This is a genomic window from Gilliamella sp. Fer4-1, from assembly GCF_001690515.1.
GTDB classification, from domain to species: domain Bacteria; phylum Pseudomonadota; class Gammaproteobacteria; order Enterobacterales; family Orbaceae; genus Gilliamella; species Gilliamella apicola_C.
Genome location: NZ_LZGZ01000040.1, coordinates 1 through 1555 on the forward strand (window position 1 = coordinate 1; position 1555 = coordinate 1555).

The 1555-nt window shown below is 27.7% G+C and carries 2 protein-coding genes; both read left to right on the top strand.

Translation table 11 applies throughout. From position 1 onward, the window contains the following. Nucleotides 1–1403, top strand: a 1403-nt coding sequence (locus A9G30_RS01435) for a DUF262 domain-containing protein (RefSeq protein WP_065587810.1), incomplete at its 5' end; no start/stop codon positions are given. A 22-nt stretch (nucleotides 1404–1425) separates the two neighbouring features. Then, on the top strand, nucleotides 1426–1555 hold a 130-nt coding region (locus A9G30_RS13525), incomplete at its 3' end, for a GmrSD restriction endonuclease domain-containing protein (RefSeq protein ID WP_442903437.1).

Sequence of the window (1555 nt, forward strand, 5' to 3'; positions counted from 1 at the left end):
AATTATTTGGTGATACAAAAAATCTTTATAAAATACCCAAGTATCAAAGGCCCTATAAATGGGAAAGTGAGCAAGTTGAACAGCTATGGGATGACATATTAGAATCGTATGAAAATCATGTGCCAAATTACTTTCTTGGTTCTGTTATCACAGCTAATTCTCATGATGAACCTTTATCTCCTTACATTGATGTTGTTGATGGGCAACAAAGATTAACTACTTTAATGATACTATTTTGCGTAATACGCGATTATTTTCCACGCCTTAATGTAGATGATAATTCCAATCCACTTTCTGTAAATATAGATATTATTCGTTCTGCCATTATCTTTAATAGCCGCGCTTCACGTTTAAGGTTACATACCCATAGCTCTCATCAATCTGACTTTGAAACATATATTTTAAACGATGGAGCAACCAAAATATTATCTTCCCCATATAAATATCAAATTAAGAATGACCAAGAACCCAAATTCAAATTTATTAATACCGCACTAATTTTTAAAGAGAAATTGAATTCATTGCCCAAAAGCCAGCTTGGCAAGTTAATCAATTATCTATTTTACCAAGTTAAGATAATACGTATTGATTGTACTAGCCGTGATTTTGCTATTAAATTGTTTCAAGTACTTAATAATAGAGGTTTAGATTTAACTTCAGCAGACTTAATAAAAAGCTTTTTATTAGAAAAGCTTTATAAAAAATACAAAGATGATTTATCTACATCAAAATTAAAAGAAGAAAATTTTATGTCTGATTGGCGTGAAATGGAACAATATATTAAACAATGTGATGATATGAGTTTAAATGATTTGTTTATTATTTATGCCCATTATTTGTTGGGCTCAAACCAAAAAAAATCATTTACAGAAGAGCTACAAGACTTATTCGAAAATCAAGATCCAAATCAAGTCATATCCTCATTAAAGCTGTTTGTTATTAATTATTATGAAAAGATATATTGTTCAAAAGATAAAAATATTTATTCGTTTAGATATTTAAGATGGAGTAATTATTGGAAAGCAATATTAATGACCGCAATTACAACAGAGTATAAAAATTTTGATGACTTAGTTTTTGAACTAAGGCGATTTTATTATTTATATTGGATTGCTGGTAAAACATTATCGCAAGTAAAACAGACTTCTTTTAACATCATCAAAGCAGTCAAAGAAAAAAAACATATTAACTATTTAAGAGCTATTTTTTCTAATAAATTAAATTCGGAAAAGATTTACGAATTGGCAATATCACAATTAACTTCTAATGTGGTTGACAAAGAAGCTTGGATTAAACCTCTTTTGATTTTAATTGAATATGATTTAACCGATCAATCTAATCCTATTTTATTAAAACTTAATAACGACTTACATCTTGTAACATATATTACCCAAAAAATATAAAAGTATTTCTGCGTGGAGTTATATAACAGAAGAAGTAAAAAACAAATGGTTACATAGTATCGCTAATTTAACACTACTGAGTGGTAAAAAAAATATTGATGCTAGTAATAATCCTTTTAATATCAAAATGACTGTGTATCAAGGTAATCATA